We start from the raw sequence: 15,071 nt of genomic DNA on the forward strand, positions 1-15,071 counted from the left end.
AAAAATGCGTAAAAGTATTTCAAATTAATTTCTTGAAGATTGATGCTAGGGCGTGTCATCTCCGAACGTTGGCCTTCACCTACCGGGGGTGCAGCAAAGCTCTACAAATAAGCTAGATAAATATGCTCTCCAGGCAAGCAACCTCTACGGTGACATCAACCACCACCTCAACGATTTATCTGGATCAAAATACTAAACTCTAAATAACCTACTTAGTGATTCCGGCAATACATTGAACTTCCAAAAGAAGTCCGGGAATCATTAGAGCTGCGACACCAATGGTGGCACTGGTATAGGCTGGTGATGCTAGAATTTTCTTCCTAGTTGCAACATAAATTGAGCCGTTGTCGGCCAAATTCACAATAAAGCTAGTCATTTGCAGGATTTGCTCCAGGCCCGAACCTGCTGCTTGGAGAATGATCTCAATGTTTTCATAGGTCTTCCAAGTTTGAGACTCAATATCCAGGCCTGCCAGGGAACCATCTACATTTAGCCCACTAATACCCGAGAGGTAAAGCGTATCGCCGTAACGGACACAGTTGGTAAAGCCATAGGGTTCATAGGGCAGGATATGACTCACTGAAATGACTTCTTTCATGAAATATCTCCAAAATATAATATAGTCGTCAATTGCTGGTATAAGTCTATAGTAGTCTTAGCTTAGAACAGAATATGTAGAATATTTCTCTATACTATAAAAACCAGAGAAACGATGTTCTAAGAACAGTTAAAAAAAGAAATCGCACAATCAAGACAGAATCAAGGAGTTACCACATCGGCATTGAACAGTTATTGCCTTGTAACCAGACACCCAGAAGTTATTCATATTTACATTTACTATTTTGCATCTTTAGTATGCTGAATTTAGTGTTTATATTTCACATAAAACTGCTAGATTATTGCAAAATATCTTCCCTGATTTTTTCTATCTATCTATTCCGAAGAGTTAGTTGTGAAAATACGTTGATCCAATTGATCTAGAATTTTTGTATCCACAGCAGGGTCAAACTTACGTGCAAAGAAAACTTCATGAGTCAACAGACAAGGATAATCCTCACTAGTGAGAATGCGTGGGCGACCATGGCGAATAGAATCAGAAAAATCTACATAGAGATGATTATTATTACAGATTTTAAATAAATTGCTATTCACTAGAACAGTTTGGATATAAGATTCATCAGGAATAACTGTCTGTTCGTAATAACTAACCAACTCAGGATGATCAAGCGAATGATTGTAGAGATATTCCGCACAGGCCCGAGAGAGTGTCTTAAAAAAAGAACCTCCATAGCAACTAAAGGTGTCATTAAAGGGTGTAGATCGAGCCTTTAAGCCCAGCATCAACCCATAGGAAAGGTTCAGACGAACTAAAGGTTGACTCACATTAATAATCGTCTTGAAAGGGCTTATTATTCCTCGAATTAGAGGATTAAGGTTTGGGATTAATCTCAAATACTGATAAAAGTAGCGATCCTCTCCACTAAACCCGATCCAGGGGTGAGTCTTATCAACTGGAAAATACTCCATGTAGCCATCATAGGGACTAGATTCTAGGCGTTGCTCTAAGTAGGAAAGAGGTTGAGTTGGGTAATCTTGGCCTGATAAGTTAACTAACCAATCAAAGTCAATTTTATTTTGCAACAACCAGCCAATTGCGTCTAAATAACTCCGCACAATTTTGAAATCTCCCCGGCCCCCCTCAGCCCAAATCACCTCTACTTGTCCAAGTTGTTTAAACCGTTTAACATCCAAGTTACAAAAGCGGGGATCATGGCAAATTAAGACCCATGGCCTGGAGCTAGTGGAAATAATTGCATTTACCAGTCGATGAATTTGATCAGGATTATTATGAGTTTGTAGTAAATAACAGACCACTGGCATATAAAAATCCTAATTGACTTCTGACGTGAATGAAATTGACATTACTAGATTGATCACCTCAAAGAGTTCTAAAAACAGGTGAAATTGCTATATCAGGCTTGAGAGACTCGAGAGGACTTAAAAACATAGTGGCTGGCCCAGAGGGTAAACAGGGGTAAAAATATGATGCAAGCCAGTAAGACGGAGGTGGCTACGCCGATAATTCCTGCGGGTAATCCGAGAACAATACTAATTGTCAGAATGATTGAGAAAATGACACTCCAACCCAGATCAATATTCGGTTTTCCCACAGCCCAAAGTAGTCGGGATGCGGCATCGGCAAAGGGTCTGGGTAAGGCTGACAAGCAAATAAGCACCACAATTGGGATAGCAGGAATCCACTTCTGCCCAAAAATAATTGGGATATAAAAATGTGCAAGGCTCGATTGCAATAGAATCAACGGGAAAGCGACCAAGGCAATGGTTTTTAACCCCTCCAAATACCGTGCCTTTAACTCAGTGATCTGACCTTGGGCCGCACAGAGGTGAGGGTATAAAGCCGTATTAAAGATGCCCAACAGACTGAGACTAATCCCCAGGCCAGAGTTGAAGGCAAAATAGTACATTCCCAAAGCCTCAATGCCGAGAAATCTACCAATGAGGAGGTTATCTATATTGCCCCTCAATGTCGAAAGGACTTGTAAGCCAAAAATATTATATCCAAAATTAAATACGTCCTTAACATATGGAATACTAAAGCCCTGTTTCAGTTGCCATGGCCGACTTTTGTTAATGATGATGACCCAGAGAGGGGCTAGCAAGACCTGTGGGATCAGAAGTGACCAGTAACCTGCTCCTAAAAGGGCCAGAACTATAGTCATTAAGTTAGTTGCTATATTCCCAACGGCATCACTAATCGCAAACACATTCAATCTATTTTCTCGTAGAACCAATCCCCCTTGGACAATCGAGTTGGCTCGAATCAAATAAGTAATAGAAAGAATAAAAATCGGCAAAACTAAGCGAGGATCACCATAGAAGTGAGCCAGGGGAAAAGCTAGTAAGCATTGTATGAGGCAAAGACTAATATTGATCAACCATCCTAGCCAAAAGACCGTATGACAATAGTCTTCTAATAATTCTTCTTCCACCTGGGCTAACTTTTCACTAATCCCAAACTGGCTAAAGGCAACAATAAATTGATCAAGAGAGAGGACAATAGCCACCAGGCCAAAATCTTCTGGGCTTAAAAGTCTGGCGGTTGTAATCGTCGTTCCGAGCCGGAAAATTCGAATTAATACTTGAGCAGCACCTAACCAGCCAATATTCCGAATAAATTGACTAGAAAGTTTTTGCTTCAATTTCAAAAGTAACGTGTTCAAGATGGGGCCACTTCCAGGAGGGTTGCTAACTCGGGCTTTTGCGGTTGCTCCTCCGATGCCTTATAGGCCAGACCCAGGAACAATAACCCAGGCCAAACTAAATAAACCGTGACCTCGATACTGTCACCAAAGGTATTGAGGAACAGAGCTAAAAAAAGATGCAGAGCCACTCGGGCTAGGAAGATATTTTGTGCCTTAAACACTAATACGCCAAAGGTAGCCACCATCGCTAAACAAAGGGAGAGAAAGCCGACCAGTCCTTTCACAAATAGCAAACCTACCCAGGTATTATGGGAGCCAATCGGCATAAATTGCACCAATTTTGGCCCTCGCTCAACAATGCCATGCCCCGTCCATAAAGCCTCCGGCCAGCGTTGGAGTGCAATGTTATCTAAGGTAGCTCTAAGATCACTGGAGGAGGAGCGAAAACTTCTAAATTGGGCGATAAAGTTCTGGACTAAATTAATAAGTTGAGGAGCAGCCAGGCCAGCCCCAAGACTCGCACCTGACAACCCGATTAGAACGGATGGCCGTGAAAGTCGTGAGAGAATTTGGGTTAACAACCAAGTCGCCGGTAGAGCCAACACCGCTAAACGAGAGCCGGAAATGACTGCCATGAGAACGGCCGCCGCTATGCCAATAGATCGCCACCATCGGTTTGTTTCCGCCAAACTGAGGGGGAAAAAGACACTGCTAACATAGCCAATCGCCGCTGCCCAAGGGGCAAACAGGCCAATCCGAATCAGCCGATTTTCAGGATCAATGGTGTAAAAGCTGATTTGAAACGCTCCAATCGGGCCGCCAAACACATTCCAGGGCACGGTATAAAGTGGATCAGGCAAGCGGAGTAAAAAACCAACCACGAAAACAGGAAATATCACCAGGGACTGCAAGCCCAGCATACAAATGGCCCGATAAATGAGTTGGGGCCGAATGGACAAACAGCCCAGCAGAGGTAATAAGGCCCACAAGGCCCACCCCCTAGCCCATCCCAACGTTGATTTCAGCAGCGTGGCGGTTCCAAGATCAAAATCAACATGGGCCATGACGAGGCTAACCAGCATCGCGAACATTGCGGCTAACCAGGCCCAGATGATCCAGGGAATCCTAATCCGCTCATCGGCTGGCGTAGAATCGGTTTGCTGCCACAGCTTTTTACCTAAATACAGCGTCAAGCCCCAAGTCACTAGGGTAGGAACAAAATAGAGAATGCCCATAAAGTAGAAGAGATAGGTACCAAGAATGGTGTACCAGACCACGTTCTCTTCAAAATTACAGGGACGCATGAGAGTAACTGACCTAGAATAAAGTGATTTAGAAAATATAAACTTAATTCAAACATTCGGGTCTTGATTCAGCGCAGTAGTGGTAATTGTATGGAACTGACCTCATCGCCCAGCCATGATACTCTCCCTCTAGTATCCGTGATTATCCCGGCCTACAATGCGGCTCGCTTCGTCCAAGAAACCCTGGAGTCGGTGTTGGGACAAACGTATCAAAATCTGGAAGTCCTGGTGGTGGATGATGGCTCTAACGATAACACCGTCAATATTATTGAGCAATTGGCCCAACAGGACAGCCGGATCATTCTAATTCAGCAAGAAAACGCCGGTGTGGCTGCCGCCCGGAATGCCGGAATTCTCCAGGCCAAGGGAGAGTTCATTGCCCCGGTTGATGCGGACGATATTTGGTATCCGGAAAAGTTGGCCAAGCAAGTGGTTAAGATGTTGGCGAGTCCTGCTGCTGTGGGTGTGGTCTATTGCTGGTCGGCGATGATTGACGAAAAGGGGCAGTTTACGGGGGGCTATTTTATCGGCAAGCAGAGGGGCTATGTTTTACCAGATTTAATTTGCCAGTTTTTCTTGGGGAATGCCAGTGTGCCCTTGATCCGACGTAGCTGTTTTGAAACAGTCGGACTCTATGACCAGGAATTGCGGGCCCAATCAGCCCAAGGAGCCGAGGATTATGATATTTCCCTACGCTTGGCCGAATATTATCAGTTTGAGGTTGTGCCTGAATTTTTGGTTGGCTACCGTCAAGTTCCGGGGAGTATGTCCTATAGTGTGGGCACGATGGAGCGATCCTTGGCTCTTCTTTTGCAATCGATCCGCCAACGGCATCCAGAATTTCCGGGAGCTATTTTTCGCTGGTCTCAGGCTGGGGTGTATTACTGGTTGGGTTTCCGGAGAAAAGAATGCGGTGACTATCTCGGCTCCCTATGGCTCTATGGACAGGCCATGCTTTTAGATCCGCCTGTGGTGCTAAAGCGATCCCAGTTTTATAAAGATATCTTGATCAATTTTCTCTCTCTGATTTTACCTTTCAGGATGATCATTTCTTATCTCAAAGAGGTTAGACGTAAGTCACGGTCTCAGGCCGAACCGTTAACCCTGGCTGAATTAACCGCCAGTGCTGAGAAATATTCGCCCATGTATTTTGAAGTTTATGAACAGCGATTACAAACCTTGAATCTAGCCAAGCCGGTCACTATTACATCCATCAACTAACCTTTGATTGGTGCTATTACCTCAGGGATTAAAAACTCCTCGTCTTCTTCAAAACGGTTTTAGGGTTCCCTATGCCTTTAGTTTCGGTCATTATCCCAGCGTTCAATGCGGCTCATTACCTAGAGCAAACCCTTACATCGGTTATTCAGCAAAGCTTGACGGATTTTGAGGTCTTGATTATTGATGATGGTTCTACGGATCATACGGGAGAAATGGTCCAGGCCTGGGTGGAGCAGGATCAGCGCATTCACTACTTTTACCAGGCCAATCAGGGGGTTTCCGCAAGTCGTAACTATGGCATTGCCCAGGCCAGGGGAGAGTTTATTGCCTTTCTAGATGCCGATGATCTCTGGTATCCCGATAAACTGGCTCTGCAAGTCAAGCACCTCCAAAGCAATCCCAACCTAGGTGTGAGTTTTGGGCGGGTTAATTTCCTGACTAAGGAGGGTCAACCTCTGGGACAACTATCCACCTCGCCTCTGGTTAACCTACGGCCCCGAGACTTTTTGTTGGGCAATCCAACCACCACCAGTTCCAATCTCCTCGTTCGCCGGGCTACGTTGACGGAGATCGGTGGATTTGACCTGGAAATGCGGTATGCCGAAGACTTGGAATGGTTATTGCGGATCAGTTGTTCCCAAATCTGGCAGATTGAGGGCATTAATCAGGTTTTAATCAGCTACCGGACGGCCTCGGGCGGATTATCCAGTGATCTCTACCAAATGGAAGCCGATTGGGAAATTTTTCTCGAAAAAGCCAGCATTTATGCCCCAGGGTTGATCCAGGCCGATGGTTCTCTAGCGCGGGCGACTCATCTGCGTTATTTGGCCCGGCGATCCTTACGGCTCGGTTTGCCCCCAACGGTTGGCCTGGATTTTATTTGGCGGGCCATTAGGACTGATCCCCGGCTCTGGCGGCAAGAACCCAAGCAAACCCTGTTGACCTTAATCGCACTGTATAAGAAAAAATGGCTGTTCTAAAGCGAGTTACTGTTACTATCCTCAGTTTGCTCTTGGGCCTGGGCTTGAGTTTAGCCCTAGTGATGTTTCAGAGTGGAGATTCTGCCCATCCGAAGGCTATCCCTAGTCAATTGCCGTTGCAGCAGGGGATCAATCTTAGTCATTGGCTGTCCCAGTCTCCGGTCGGCTATAGTCAGGCCCATCTGCAATCTTGGATAGATCAATCAGATTTTCAGTGGCTTGCCCAAATGGGGTTTGATCATGTCCGCCTCCCCGTTGATCCGGAGTTTTTGCAGGAATTACAACCGCCCTACCGGATTAAACCGGAACATTTTGCAGTTCTCGATCAAGCTCTGGCCTGGGCCCAGCAATCCCACCTTGGCCTGGTGCTCGACCTTCATCCCAACGCGGCTCTACCTCTGACTTCGGATGTGGCGGTATTGGATGGACTTTCCCAGCTTTGGTCAGAAATTGCTCACCGCTACCAGGCCCAGGCCAATTTTCTCGTCTATGAACTCCTGAATGAGCCTCAAGTCCAAGATCCCCAGGCCTGGCAACGGATTATCGAACAGCTAGTCGAAGTCATTCGCGAACAGGATCAAAAGCATTCGATTATTATTTCTGGCCCCAACTGGGGTGGCCCGGAAGATCTGCTCAAACTGCGTCCTATTGCCGATCAAAAAGCAATTTATACCTTTCATTTTTATAATCCAATGGCCTTTACTAGCCAAGGAGCAGACTGGATTGAGGGTCTAAAACAGATTCAAGGCTTACCCTACCCCTTTGATCCCCAACGTTTCGCCCAAGTCAAAGCCACCACCCCTGACCCAGAAGCCCAAAAATGGCTGGGTTGGTACGCAAACGATCAATACAACGTTTCTCGACTAGCTCAGGATTTACAGCCTGTCCAACAGTTTCAGAACCGCTACCGAGTGCCGGTTTATTGTGGGGAATTGGGGGTTTATCAACGCTCGGCCCTGCCTCCAGATCGGTATCGCTGGTATCAAGATGTGATCACACTGCTAAAGCAAAATCGAATCGGCTATGCCCTTTGGGATTATCGAGGTGGCTTTGGCTTAGTGGATCGAGAAAAACATCAGGCTGACCAAAACTTATTACGGATTTTGCAGCTAACTCAGGGAAAATAGGTGAATTATGCCCAAAGTTTCAGTTATTGTGCCGGTGTACCAGGTCGAAGCCTATATTGCCGACACAATTGGCTCTATCCTTGGACAAACCTTGACTGACTTTGAAGTGCTGCTTGTTGATGACGGCGGCCAGGATCGGAGTATCGAAATTTGTCATAGCTTTACTGATCCAAGAATTAAAATCATCAGCCAGGCCAATCGAGGCTTAGCCGGGGCCAGAAATACCGGCATTCGTCAGGCGCAAGGGGACTATCTGGCCTTTTTGGATGGGGATGACCTCTGGTTGTCGGAGAAATTAGCCCACCATGTCGCCCACCTGGATGCGAATCATCATGTCGGGATCAGCTTCAGTTATTCGGCGTTCATTGATCAAGACGGTCAGCCCTTAGGCATCTATCAAACCCCTCAGTTAACTGATATTGATCCGGTTCAGGTCATTTGCCGCAACCCGATCAGCAATGGCTCAACCCCGGTGATTCGGCGACAAGTCTTGAGTGACATTGGCTTTCCGGCAACTATCGGTGATGAAATTGAAACCTGGTATTTTGATGAAACTTTTCGACAGTCAGAAGATATTGAATGCTGGTTACGGATTGCCTTGACGACCTCATGGCAAATTGCCGGACTGGGGGAAGTGCTCACCCTTTATCGCGTCAATACCGGCGGACTATCGGCCAACATTGAGAACCAACTGGCGGCCTGGGAACGGGTAATTACTAAAACTCGCAGCTATGCCCCAGATTTTATTGGAAAGTGGGAAAGCCTGGCCCGCGCCTATCAACTGCGATACCTGGCCCGGCGAGCAGTCAGAATGCGGGTGGGAAAAACAGCGGTGGACTTAATCAAGCGGGCTTTCCAAAGCGATGCGCGCATCCTCTGGCAAGAACCGAAGCGGACATTATTGACCCTCGCCGCAGCCTATTTTGTCAAAACTTTACCAGAATCCATCTATCTATGGTTAGAAAATCAGGCGATGACGATGACTGGAACCACCCCCAAAAAACGGCTGCACCAGAAACCCAAAGACATCCGTAATTCTACTGTTGTGCAGAACAATGATTCATTGGACAATAAAGACTAGGAGCTAGATAATCCTGCGATAAAATGAGAAAAGTCCAATTTAGTCCGACCTATCTCAATCCATACAAACTAAGGCTTATACGAAAAGAGATAAGTAGACAGCTTAATCAGAGCATATCTTAATTTAGAAACGCCAAAGATCATTAGAATTCATTCGGTTTTATTTCCAGTCGAGCCACTTATTTTCCTCTAGCTTCAAATTTCGCCCCTGGTGATTAAGGATGAAAATTTTATTAGTTTGCTCCGCAGGTGGTCACTTCAAGGTGATGAGGGAATTGGAGCATTTTTGGGCTTCTCATGAACGAGTCTGGGTCACCTTTGAAACATCCAGTTCCCAAATCTTGCTCAAGGATGAGACAGTCTTTTGGGCCTGGTCACCAACCAATCGCCATTTGCCCAACTTAATGCGGAATTTATGCCTGGCCTGGAAGGTGGTGCGGGAAGAAAAGCCTGACCTAATTCTTTCAACGGGGGCTGGGGTTGCGGTTCCGTTTATTGTTTTGGGGCATTTCCTGGGAATTAAAACTGCGTTTGTGGAATCGATCACTCGAGTGGATGACTTGAGTTTGTCAGCCCGGCTAGCATATCCGTTGTTGGATGCTCTATATGTTTGCTGGCCAGAATTGGCGGCTAAATACCCCAAGGCAGAAGCGATTACATCTCGTACTCAGGCCCAAGAGGTCACATGATTCTAGTCACAGTCGGAACTGAGCAATTTCCCTTTGATCGCTTAATGTCTTGGATTAACGCTCTCATTAAGCAGAAATTTCTTGATCCTGCCGTTGAGGAGATTCTGGTGCAGTACGGCAGTTGCCAGGTTGTGCCTAAGGGGGTTCAGGCTGCGGCTGTTTTTCCGGAAGATTCTTTTAAAACCTACATCAAACAAGCGCGGGTGATTATTTCCCATTGTGGTGAGGGGAGTGTGTATGCCCTGGCGGCTTCTGGAAATCCCTATATTCTGGTTCCCCGCCACCACGCGTATCAGGAGCATGTGGATAACCATCAGGAGGAGTGGGCCAAGATGCTAGAAAAACAAGGCATTGCCGTGGCCTGGGAACTGGCAGATTTAGTCCGATTTTTGGCTGATCCTCAGGTGTCTGGCCTCGTTAATCTACCTTCAGAATCTATTAGTCAGATGTTAACTCAACGGTTTGGATAGAATAATGGCACAACTTGTTCAAGACTTGGAACTCCTGGATAAAATGCTTGTCTCTCCAGAGTCAGATATTGTTCACCTCGGTTCGGGAGCCTGGATGAAGGTTCCACGCCATTTAGTCGGGGCGGCGGCGATTGATTTTTCTAAGCTCTGTCACCCATTTTTATCGCAAGAATTTTTACTAGAGACAACCATGACCAATCTGACCCTAGACTTTAGCCATACAGAGGCAATTTCTGGGAAAGGGCTTGCGGTGCTACTGGAAATTCAGAAACTGGCCAGTAGCCTTAACTTTGTCATCACGGGCTGGAATGCGAATCCTGGCCTGCGATCACTTTTAGAAAACATTGGCTTGCAATGTGAATGGTACTCAGATATTAGTAGTGTGAACAATACTCAGAGTATCCAACCTCACCCCTCTGTTAATTCTTGGGGAAAGCGAGTCATTGATATTTTAGGGGCCATCGTTGGTTTGCTGATCATGGCGGTTCTATTTATTCCGATTGCCATTGCCATTAAACTCGATAGCCCAGGCCCCATTTTTTTCAGTCAAATTCGCTGTGGGTTGTTGGGTGAGCGATTTCGGATCTGGAAGTTTCGTTCTATGATTGTTAATGCTGAGGACTTGAAGGATATGATTGTCAATCAAGCCAAGGGGGCCTGGTTTAAGAACGATCATGATCCGCGAGTGACCCGCGTTGGCAGCTTTTTGCGTAAATATAGTTTGGATGAAATTCCCCAGTTTTGGAATGTGCTTTGTGGGGAGATGAGTTTAATTGGCACCCGTCCACCCACCCTGGATGAGATAAAGTTCTACGACATCTTAAAGTGGAAACGTCTGGACGTGAAGCCAGGCCTGAGTGGGGAATGGCAGGTCAATGGTCGTTCCAAAATCCGCAGTCTGGATGATGTCATTCAACTTGATTTGGACTATCAGGAAAAATGGAGCTTAATGTATGATATAAAGCTGATTTTGAAAACAATATTTGTGGTTTTTAATAAAGATTCAGGTGCTGTTTAATATCTCATTATAATTTTAAGCAGCTACATCTCACTCTCATCGAAAATTTCCCAGATTTGACCCAAGACTTGATTGGAAAAAAGAAACCCATCAGGAACAGTTAAGTGTATTTTATTAGTTTTAATTTTTAATTTTGGCTCGGTTTCAGTCAAGTTGATTAGTTTTTTAACCCAGGCCTGTGGAAACTCTTTTTCTAACTCAATTAAATTAACACCATCTTGTAAGCGTAGGCCTAACATTAAGGTTTCTAACCAGCGATCAAATTGGGAAGTAGGTTCAATGGCCGTTAAATGACCCGGTAAACCTGTTAACCATTGATAATAAGTGGCTCTGGTTTTAGGGCGACTTAAACGGCGATGCTCTACATAACTCGTTGCCCCCAGGCCAAAGCCATAATAGGATTCATTTCGCCAATAAACCTGATTATGCTGACAGCGAAACCCTGGCCGGGCATAGTTAGAAATTTCATAATGGTCATATCCGGCACTGGTGAGTACTTGATCCGCTAACAGGTACATTTCGGCAGTGGTGTCATCGTCCGGGAGGGGAGTCTGTCCGGGGTGAAATTTTTTTCCAAAAACTGTGGTTGGCTCTAGGACTAAATCATAGGCAGAAATGTGAGTCGGATTGAGTTGAATCGCTGAAGTTAAGGAATCGTTCCAATCCTCTATGCTTTGGCCCGGCAAACCGGAAATTAAATCTAAGCTCCAATTTTCAAAGCCAATCTCTTGAATCGTCGCCACCGCTTGCCCAATATCTTTCACGCGATGAAACCGCCCACAGGCCTGGAGTAAATGATCTTGAAAAGCTTGTACTCCCAAACTCAAACGCGTCACGCCACAGTCTTGATAGCCTTGAATTTGCGACTTTGTAAACGTGCCCGGATCTACTTCTAAGGAAATTTCAGGATTCGGATCAATCCCGATTTTTTGGGCTAATTGAGTCAGGATTTGAGCAACTTGGCCTGGAGACAATAGCGAGGGAGTGCCACCACCAAAAAATATCGTGTTTAAGGGTAAACCCAAGTTGGGGGTGGAATCAATTTCTGTGAGTAATGCCGCCACGTATTCACAGATCGCTGGAGCACTATCCCCATAGGCCCGCTCTCCAATCACCGAAATCGGAAAATCGCAGTAAAAGCACCGCCGCCGACAAAAGGGAATGTGGATATAAGCAGCACGGGGCCTAACCAAGGACTGACTTTTACTCTCCATCAGTAATCTCTAAATGAACTAATTTGGATATGGCAGTCTGTCTTGATTTGTGAGAATAATTGATCATCACCGTTGGCCATAGGTGTTTGAGAGTTTATTTGGAGAATTTAATCGCTGAAGTTTATTAATCAATATTTAAATGTTAATTAAGAAACATTTGCCTCCCGTTGTTATTAGGCTTTAGGAATTTTATCTAAGATAACTTTCTGAATGGATAAAACTCTAAATTTATAATCTTTTGGGTATTCAGTCTCTTTTTTTAGGATTTTGGTTCAAGTTTTTTATGTTGTGTTACTAAAATTGCCAGTAAGATGATTGTTAACAAGGTTAATTTATTGGATGTTAACTGTATCTTTGGAATCTAGAATTTAACTGCCTAAAATTTAAAGTGCTGTTTCACCACATCTAACCGTGAACATTGCCAATAGTCGATGTGAGAAATGATCAAGCCCTCAGCATTTACTTCTAGCTCACTGCGACCTGTAACAGAAATGCGGGGCTGCCAAGGTAAAGGGGCATTCCAACTCATTGTCCATTGGGTATGAATAATTGCATCTTTTTGGTGAATGTCATGGAGTTCCAATTTGAGATTAGAAAACCAGTAGGTAATAAACCCAATCATCTTTTGATATTTATCTATGCCTCGAAACTCGTAAACTGGATCTTTAAAAAAAACATCAGAGGCATAAATCTCGTAGGACTGGGCCTGGGGAAATCTACTGTAGTCTTGCTTTACAACTTCGATCAGATTCATAAGTTTACTCTATTTAACCTAGATGCTGGGGCGATAGCATCTGTAGCAATTTGTTAAAATGCTATCACAGATTCCCATCACCATAAATCATGACCGATAGCCTCTTAAAACTACCCCCTCAAACCTTGGATAAGCTAGAGCAGTTTGATCAATTTTGGACTAACTATCGCGTATCCCCTCCATCATTTCCCCAATTAATAACAGAAAATCCGGGTCAGTTAGTTGATATTAATTATGATGTTGCGATTGCCGGCGGAACTCTAGGAATTATTCTTGCCTATGCTCTGCAAAAGCTCGGTTGGCGGGTAATCATAATTGAAAAAGGAATCTTACAGGGAAGAGTACAGGAATGGAATATTTCTCGGAAAGAATTAGAGATTTTACTGGAATTAGAGTTATTGACTGCTAGTGAATTAGAGTTGACCATCGTTACGGAATATAATCCGAGTCGCATTGGCTTTAAGGGCGGCAAAGATATTTGGGTGCGGGATGTATTGAATTTAGGGGTAAGTCCAATTATTTTGTTGGATTTACTCAAGCAAAAATTCCTCAATGCGGGTGGTCATACTTTAGAGCAAACAGAACTTCAGCAGGCCATCGTGCATCCCAATGGGGTTGAGATTCATCTCAGAAGTAATCTCCAGCCAACTTGTCAGAGGATTCAAGCGCGACTCTTACTGGACATGATGGGACATTTTTCACCAATCGCTGCCCAAGCCAGGCAAGGTAATCGCCCCGATGGTATTTGTTTAGTGGTTGGTAGCTGTGCCCAAGGATTGCCGCAGGAAGAGTATGGGGATTTGTTCTATTCTTTCACCCAGATTAAAAACGCCTGTCAATATTTCTGGGAGGCTTTCCCCGCCAAGGATGGTCGAACGACTTATATGTTCACCTATGCGGATTTGCATCCCGAACGCCTCAGTTTTAAGCAACTTTTCCGTGAATATTTAAGTTATTTACCGCAGTATCAAAATATAGATATTCAAGAAATCAAACTTCAACGAGCTTTGTACGGATTTTTTCCTTCCTATCAGCGATCACCGTTACAGACGGCATGGGATCGAATTTTACAGGTGGGTGATAGTAGTGGGAGTCAATCGCCGCTAAGTTTTGGTGGATTTGGGGCTTTGGTGCGACATCTCCCCCGATTAGTGGCAGGAATTGACATGGCATTGCAATGGAATTTATTGAGTCGCTCTGATTTAAGCTTGTTGCAGCCCTACCAACCTAACCTGTCTGTCACTTGGCTGTTCCAAGAAGCTATGCGGATCAAAATTGGAAGTATCTATAATCCTGAAGCCGTAAATAAACTCTTAGCAGTGACTTTTGCCGTTATGGATAATTTAGGCGATCCCATTCTTAAACCGTTTTTGCAAGATGTGGTGCAGTTCCCCGCCCTGACTCAGACCCTCTGGAACATGGTGCTAGCAGACCCAATTCTTGTTTCCAAAATTTCCATGCAGGTGGGTTTACCTAGTCTGCTAAGTTGGCTGCAACACTTTATTCTGTTAGGTAGCTATGATTTGGGTGATCGCCTTGGGAGTCATCTAAAACCCTTTTTAGTCAATCTTTTACCCGAACATCAGTACGCTCTAGCCAGTAGGCTTAATAGTTGGAAGTATGGCTCTGGTAAGGATTATTCTTAATCGCTAATATTTGCAACGTAAATCCCTTGGTACTTAATGCGGTTTGTGACGGTGCAGGTGCAGCTCCAATGTTCACGTTCGATATCACTATCTGGTTGTACCTTATCTCTAGCTTGAGAACCCAAAAGTATCAGGGATTCAACACCAAAATCTTTCAGCGCGTTCTGATGATTTGCTAGAAGCACAAGGGCTTCTTGCTGCCGCATTAACTCAGCCTATAACAAAAAATAAGATTCTAGTTGGAATTGCATCTCACCACTCATTTTTCTATTGCGTCTGCTCAGAATTGAGAATCGCATCCTACAAAAGATTTCTGGTTGTGTCTCCATCAATGCGTTGAGGCA

Annotated in this window: 15 protein-coding genes; 8 read left to right on the plus strand and 7 right to left on the minus strand. The window is 44.8% G+C overall.

The genetic code is table 11. The annotated features are described in order from the left end of the window. Positions 1–208 precede the first annotated feature (208 nt). From RIF25_RS00170 to RIF25_RS00185, 4 genes are all read right to left on the minus strand, one after another. Positions 209–598, minus strand: a complete 390-nt coding sequence (locus RIF25_RS00170) for a Rid family hydrolase (protein WP_322876548.1) — start codon at positions 596–598, stop codon at positions 209–211. A gap of 335 nt (positions 599–933) precedes the next feature. After that, positions 934–1,674: a beta-1,6-N-acetylglucosaminyltransferase gene (locus RIF25_RS00175; RefSeq protein WP_322876549.1), complete on the minus strand. Its 741-nt coding sequence runs from the start codon at positions 1,672–1,674 to the stop codon at positions 934–936. Positions 1,675–1,973: 299 nt separating this feature from the next. Next, entirely contained in the window at positions 1,974–3,242 is a 1,269-nt protein-coding gene (locus tag RIF25_RS00180; protein ID WP_322876550.1) for a lipopolysaccharide biosynthesis protein, read from the minus strand. Then, a complete protein-coding gene (locus RIF25_RS00185; RefSeq protein WP_322876551.1) occupies positions 3,239–4,528 on the minus strand; it encodes a hypothetical protein in 1,290 nt (429 codons plus the stop codon). The genes RIF25_RS00180 and RIF25_RS00185 overlap by 4 nt, the downstream gene beginning before the upstream one ends. 90 nt (positions 4,529–4,618) lie before the next feature. On the opposite strand from RIF25_RS00185, the gene RIF25_RS00190 reads away from it, so the two are divergent. The 7 genes from RIF25_RS00190 (at position 4,619) to RIF25_RS00220 (ending at position 11,113) form a co-directional block, all read left to right on the plus strand. Continuing rightward, positions 4,619–5,749 (plus strand): glycosyltransferase family 2 protein, encoded by a 1,131-nt coding sequence (locus RIF25_RS00190; RefSeq protein WP_322876552.1) that lies wholly within the window; start codon positions 4,619–4,621, stop codon positions 5,747–5,749. Between the two features lie 71 nt (positions 5,750–5,820). Next, positions 5,821–6,729, plus strand: coding sequence for a glycosyltransferase family 2 protein (locus RIF25_RS00195; RefSeq protein WP_322876553.1), 909 nt, complete (start codon positions 5,821–5,823; stop codon positions 6,727–6,729). Next, positions 6,717–7,856, plus strand: a complete 1,140-nt coding sequence (locus tag RIF25_RS00200; protein ID WP_322876554.1) for a glycoside hydrolase family 5 protein — start codon at positions 6,717–6,719, stop codon at positions 7,854–7,856. The genes RIF25_RS00195 and RIF25_RS00200 overlap by 13 nt, the downstream gene beginning before the upstream one ends. A gap of 7 nt (positions 7,857–7,863) precedes the next feature. Next, positions 7,864–8,937 (plus strand): glycosyltransferase family 2 protein, encoded by a 1,074-nt coding sequence (locus tag RIF25_RS00205; protein ID WP_322876555.1) that lies wholly within the window; start codon positions 7,864–7,866, stop codon positions 8,935–8,937. Between the two features lie 220 nt (positions 8,938–9,157). Then, positions 9,158–9,625 carry a PssD/Cps14F family polysaccharide biosynthesis glycosyltransferase gene (gene pssD / locus RIF25_RS00210; RefSeq protein ID WP_322876556.1) on the plus strand — a complete coding sequence of 156 codons (468 nt, stop codon included), beginning with the start codon at positions 9,158–9,160 and terminating at the stop codon, positions 9,623–9,625. Next, a complete protein-coding gene (locus RIF25_RS00215; RefSeq protein ID WP_322876557.1) occupies positions 9,622–10,095 on the plus strand; it encodes a glycosyltransferase in 474 nt (157 codons plus the stop codon). Before pssD ends, RIF25_RS00215 begins: the two co-directional genes overlap by 4 nt. A 4-nt stretch (positions 10,096–10,099) precedes the next feature. Beyond that, positions 10,100–11,113 carry a sugar transferase gene (locus RIF25_RS00220; RefSeq protein ID WP_322876558.1) on the plus strand — a complete coding sequence of 338 codons (1,014 nt, stop codon included), beginning with the start codon at positions 10,100–10,102 and terminating at the stop codon, positions 11,111–11,113. 23 nt (positions 11,114–11,136) lie between these two features. Here RIF25_RS00220 and hemW read toward each other — a convergent pair whose 3' ends face one another. After that, on the minus strand, positions 11,137–12,327 hold the full coding sequence (gene hemW, locus RIF25_RS00225; protein WP_322876559.1) for a radical SAM family heme chaperone HemW: 1,191 nt from the start codon (positions 12,325–12,327) through the stop codon (positions 11,137–11,139). Between the two features lie 376 nt (positions 12,328–12,703). Beyond that, complete coding sequence (locus RIF25_RS00230; protein ID WP_015123480.1) at positions 12,704–13,081, minus strand: DUF2358 domain-containing protein; 378 nt, start codon at positions 13,079–13,081, stop codon at positions 12,704–12,706. Between the two features lie 89 nt (positions 13,082–13,170). Here RIF25_RS00230 and RIF25_RS00235 point away from each other — a divergent pair, with 89 nt between their 5' ends. Next, positions 13,171–14,727 carry an FAD-binding oxidoreductase gene (locus tag RIF25_RS00235; RefSeq protein WP_322876560.1) on the plus strand — a complete coding sequence of 519 codons (1,557 nt, stop codon included), beginning with the start codon at positions 13,171–13,173 and terminating at the stop codon, positions 14,725–14,727. On the opposite strand, the gene RIF25_RS00240 is transcribed toward RIF25_RS00235, so the two are convergent. After that, on the minus strand, positions 14,724–14,933 hold the full coding sequence (locus tag RIF25_RS00240) for a hypothetical protein (protein WP_322876561.1): 210 nt from the start codon (positions 14,931–14,933) through the stop codon (positions 14,724–14,726). The two genes, RIF25_RS00235 and RIF25_RS00240, sit on opposite strands and share 4 nt — an antisense overlap. Positions 14,934–15,071: the final 138 nt, after the last annotated feature.

It is taken from the genome of Pseudocalidococcus azoricus BACA0444 (genome assembly GCF_031729055.1).
GTDB lineage: Bacteria > Cyanobacteriota > Cyanobacteriia > Thermosynechococcales > Thermosynechococcaceae > Pseudocalidococcus > Pseudocalidococcus azoricus.

What these genes read in the sequence shown, in the direction of transcription:
- RIF25_RS00215 (WP_322876557.1), top strand. Translation starts at nt 9,622, where the DNA reads ATGATTCTAGTCACAGTCGGAACTGAGCAATTTCCCTTTGATCGCTTA.
- hemW (WP_322876559.1), bottom strand. Translation starts at nt 12,327, where the DNA reads ATGGAGAGTAAAAGTCAGTCCTTGGTTAGGCCCCGTGCTGCTTATATC.
- RIF25_RS00185 (WP_322876551.1), bottom strand. Translation starts at nt 4,528, where the DNA reads ATGCGTCCCTGTAATTTTGAAGAGAACGTGGTCTGGTACACCATTCTT.
- RIF25_RS00205 (WP_322876555.1), top strand. Translation starts at nt 7,864, where the DNA reads ATGCCCAAAGTTTCAGTTATTGTGCCGGTGTACCAGGTCGAAGCCTAT.
- RIF25_RS00190 (WP_322876552.1), top strand. Translation starts at nt 4,619, where the DNA reads ATGGAACTGACCTCATCGCCCAGCCATGATACTCTCCCTCTAGTATCC.
- pssD (WP_322876556.1), top strand. Translation starts at nt 9,158, where the DNA reads ATGAAAATTTTATTAGTTTGCTCCGCAGGTGGTCACTTCAAGGTGATG.
- RIF25_RS00235 (WP_322876560.1), top strand. Translation starts at nt 13,171, where the DNA reads ATGACCGATAGCCTCTTAAAACTACCCCCTCAAACCTTGGATAAGCTA.
- RIF25_RS00230 (WP_015123480.1), bottom strand. Translation starts at nt 13,081, where the DNA reads ATGAATCTGATCGAAGTTGTAAAGCAAGACTACAGTAGATTTCCCCAG.
- RIF25_RS00220 (WP_322876558.1), top strand. Translation starts at nt 10,100, where the DNA reads ATGGCACAACTTGTTCAAGACTTGGAACTCCTGGATAAAATGCTTGTC.
- RIF25_RS00240 (WP_322876561.1), bottom strand. Translation starts at nt 14,933, where the DNA reads ATGCGGCAGCAAGAAGCCCTTGTGCTTCTAGCAAATCATCAGAACGCG.
- RIF25_RS00200 (WP_322876554.1), top strand. Translation starts at nt 6,717, where the DNA reads ATGGCTGTTCTAAAGCGAGTTACTGTTACTATCCTCAGTTTGCTCTTG.
- RIF25_RS00170 (WP_322876548.1), bottom strand. Translation starts at nt 598, where the DNA reads ATGAAAGAAGTCATTTCAGTGAGTCATATCCTGCCCTATGAACCCTAT.
- RIF25_RS00195 (WP_322876553.1), top strand. Translation starts at nt 5,821, where the DNA reads ATGCCTTTAGTTTCGGTCATTATCCCAGCGTTCAATGCGGCTCATTAC.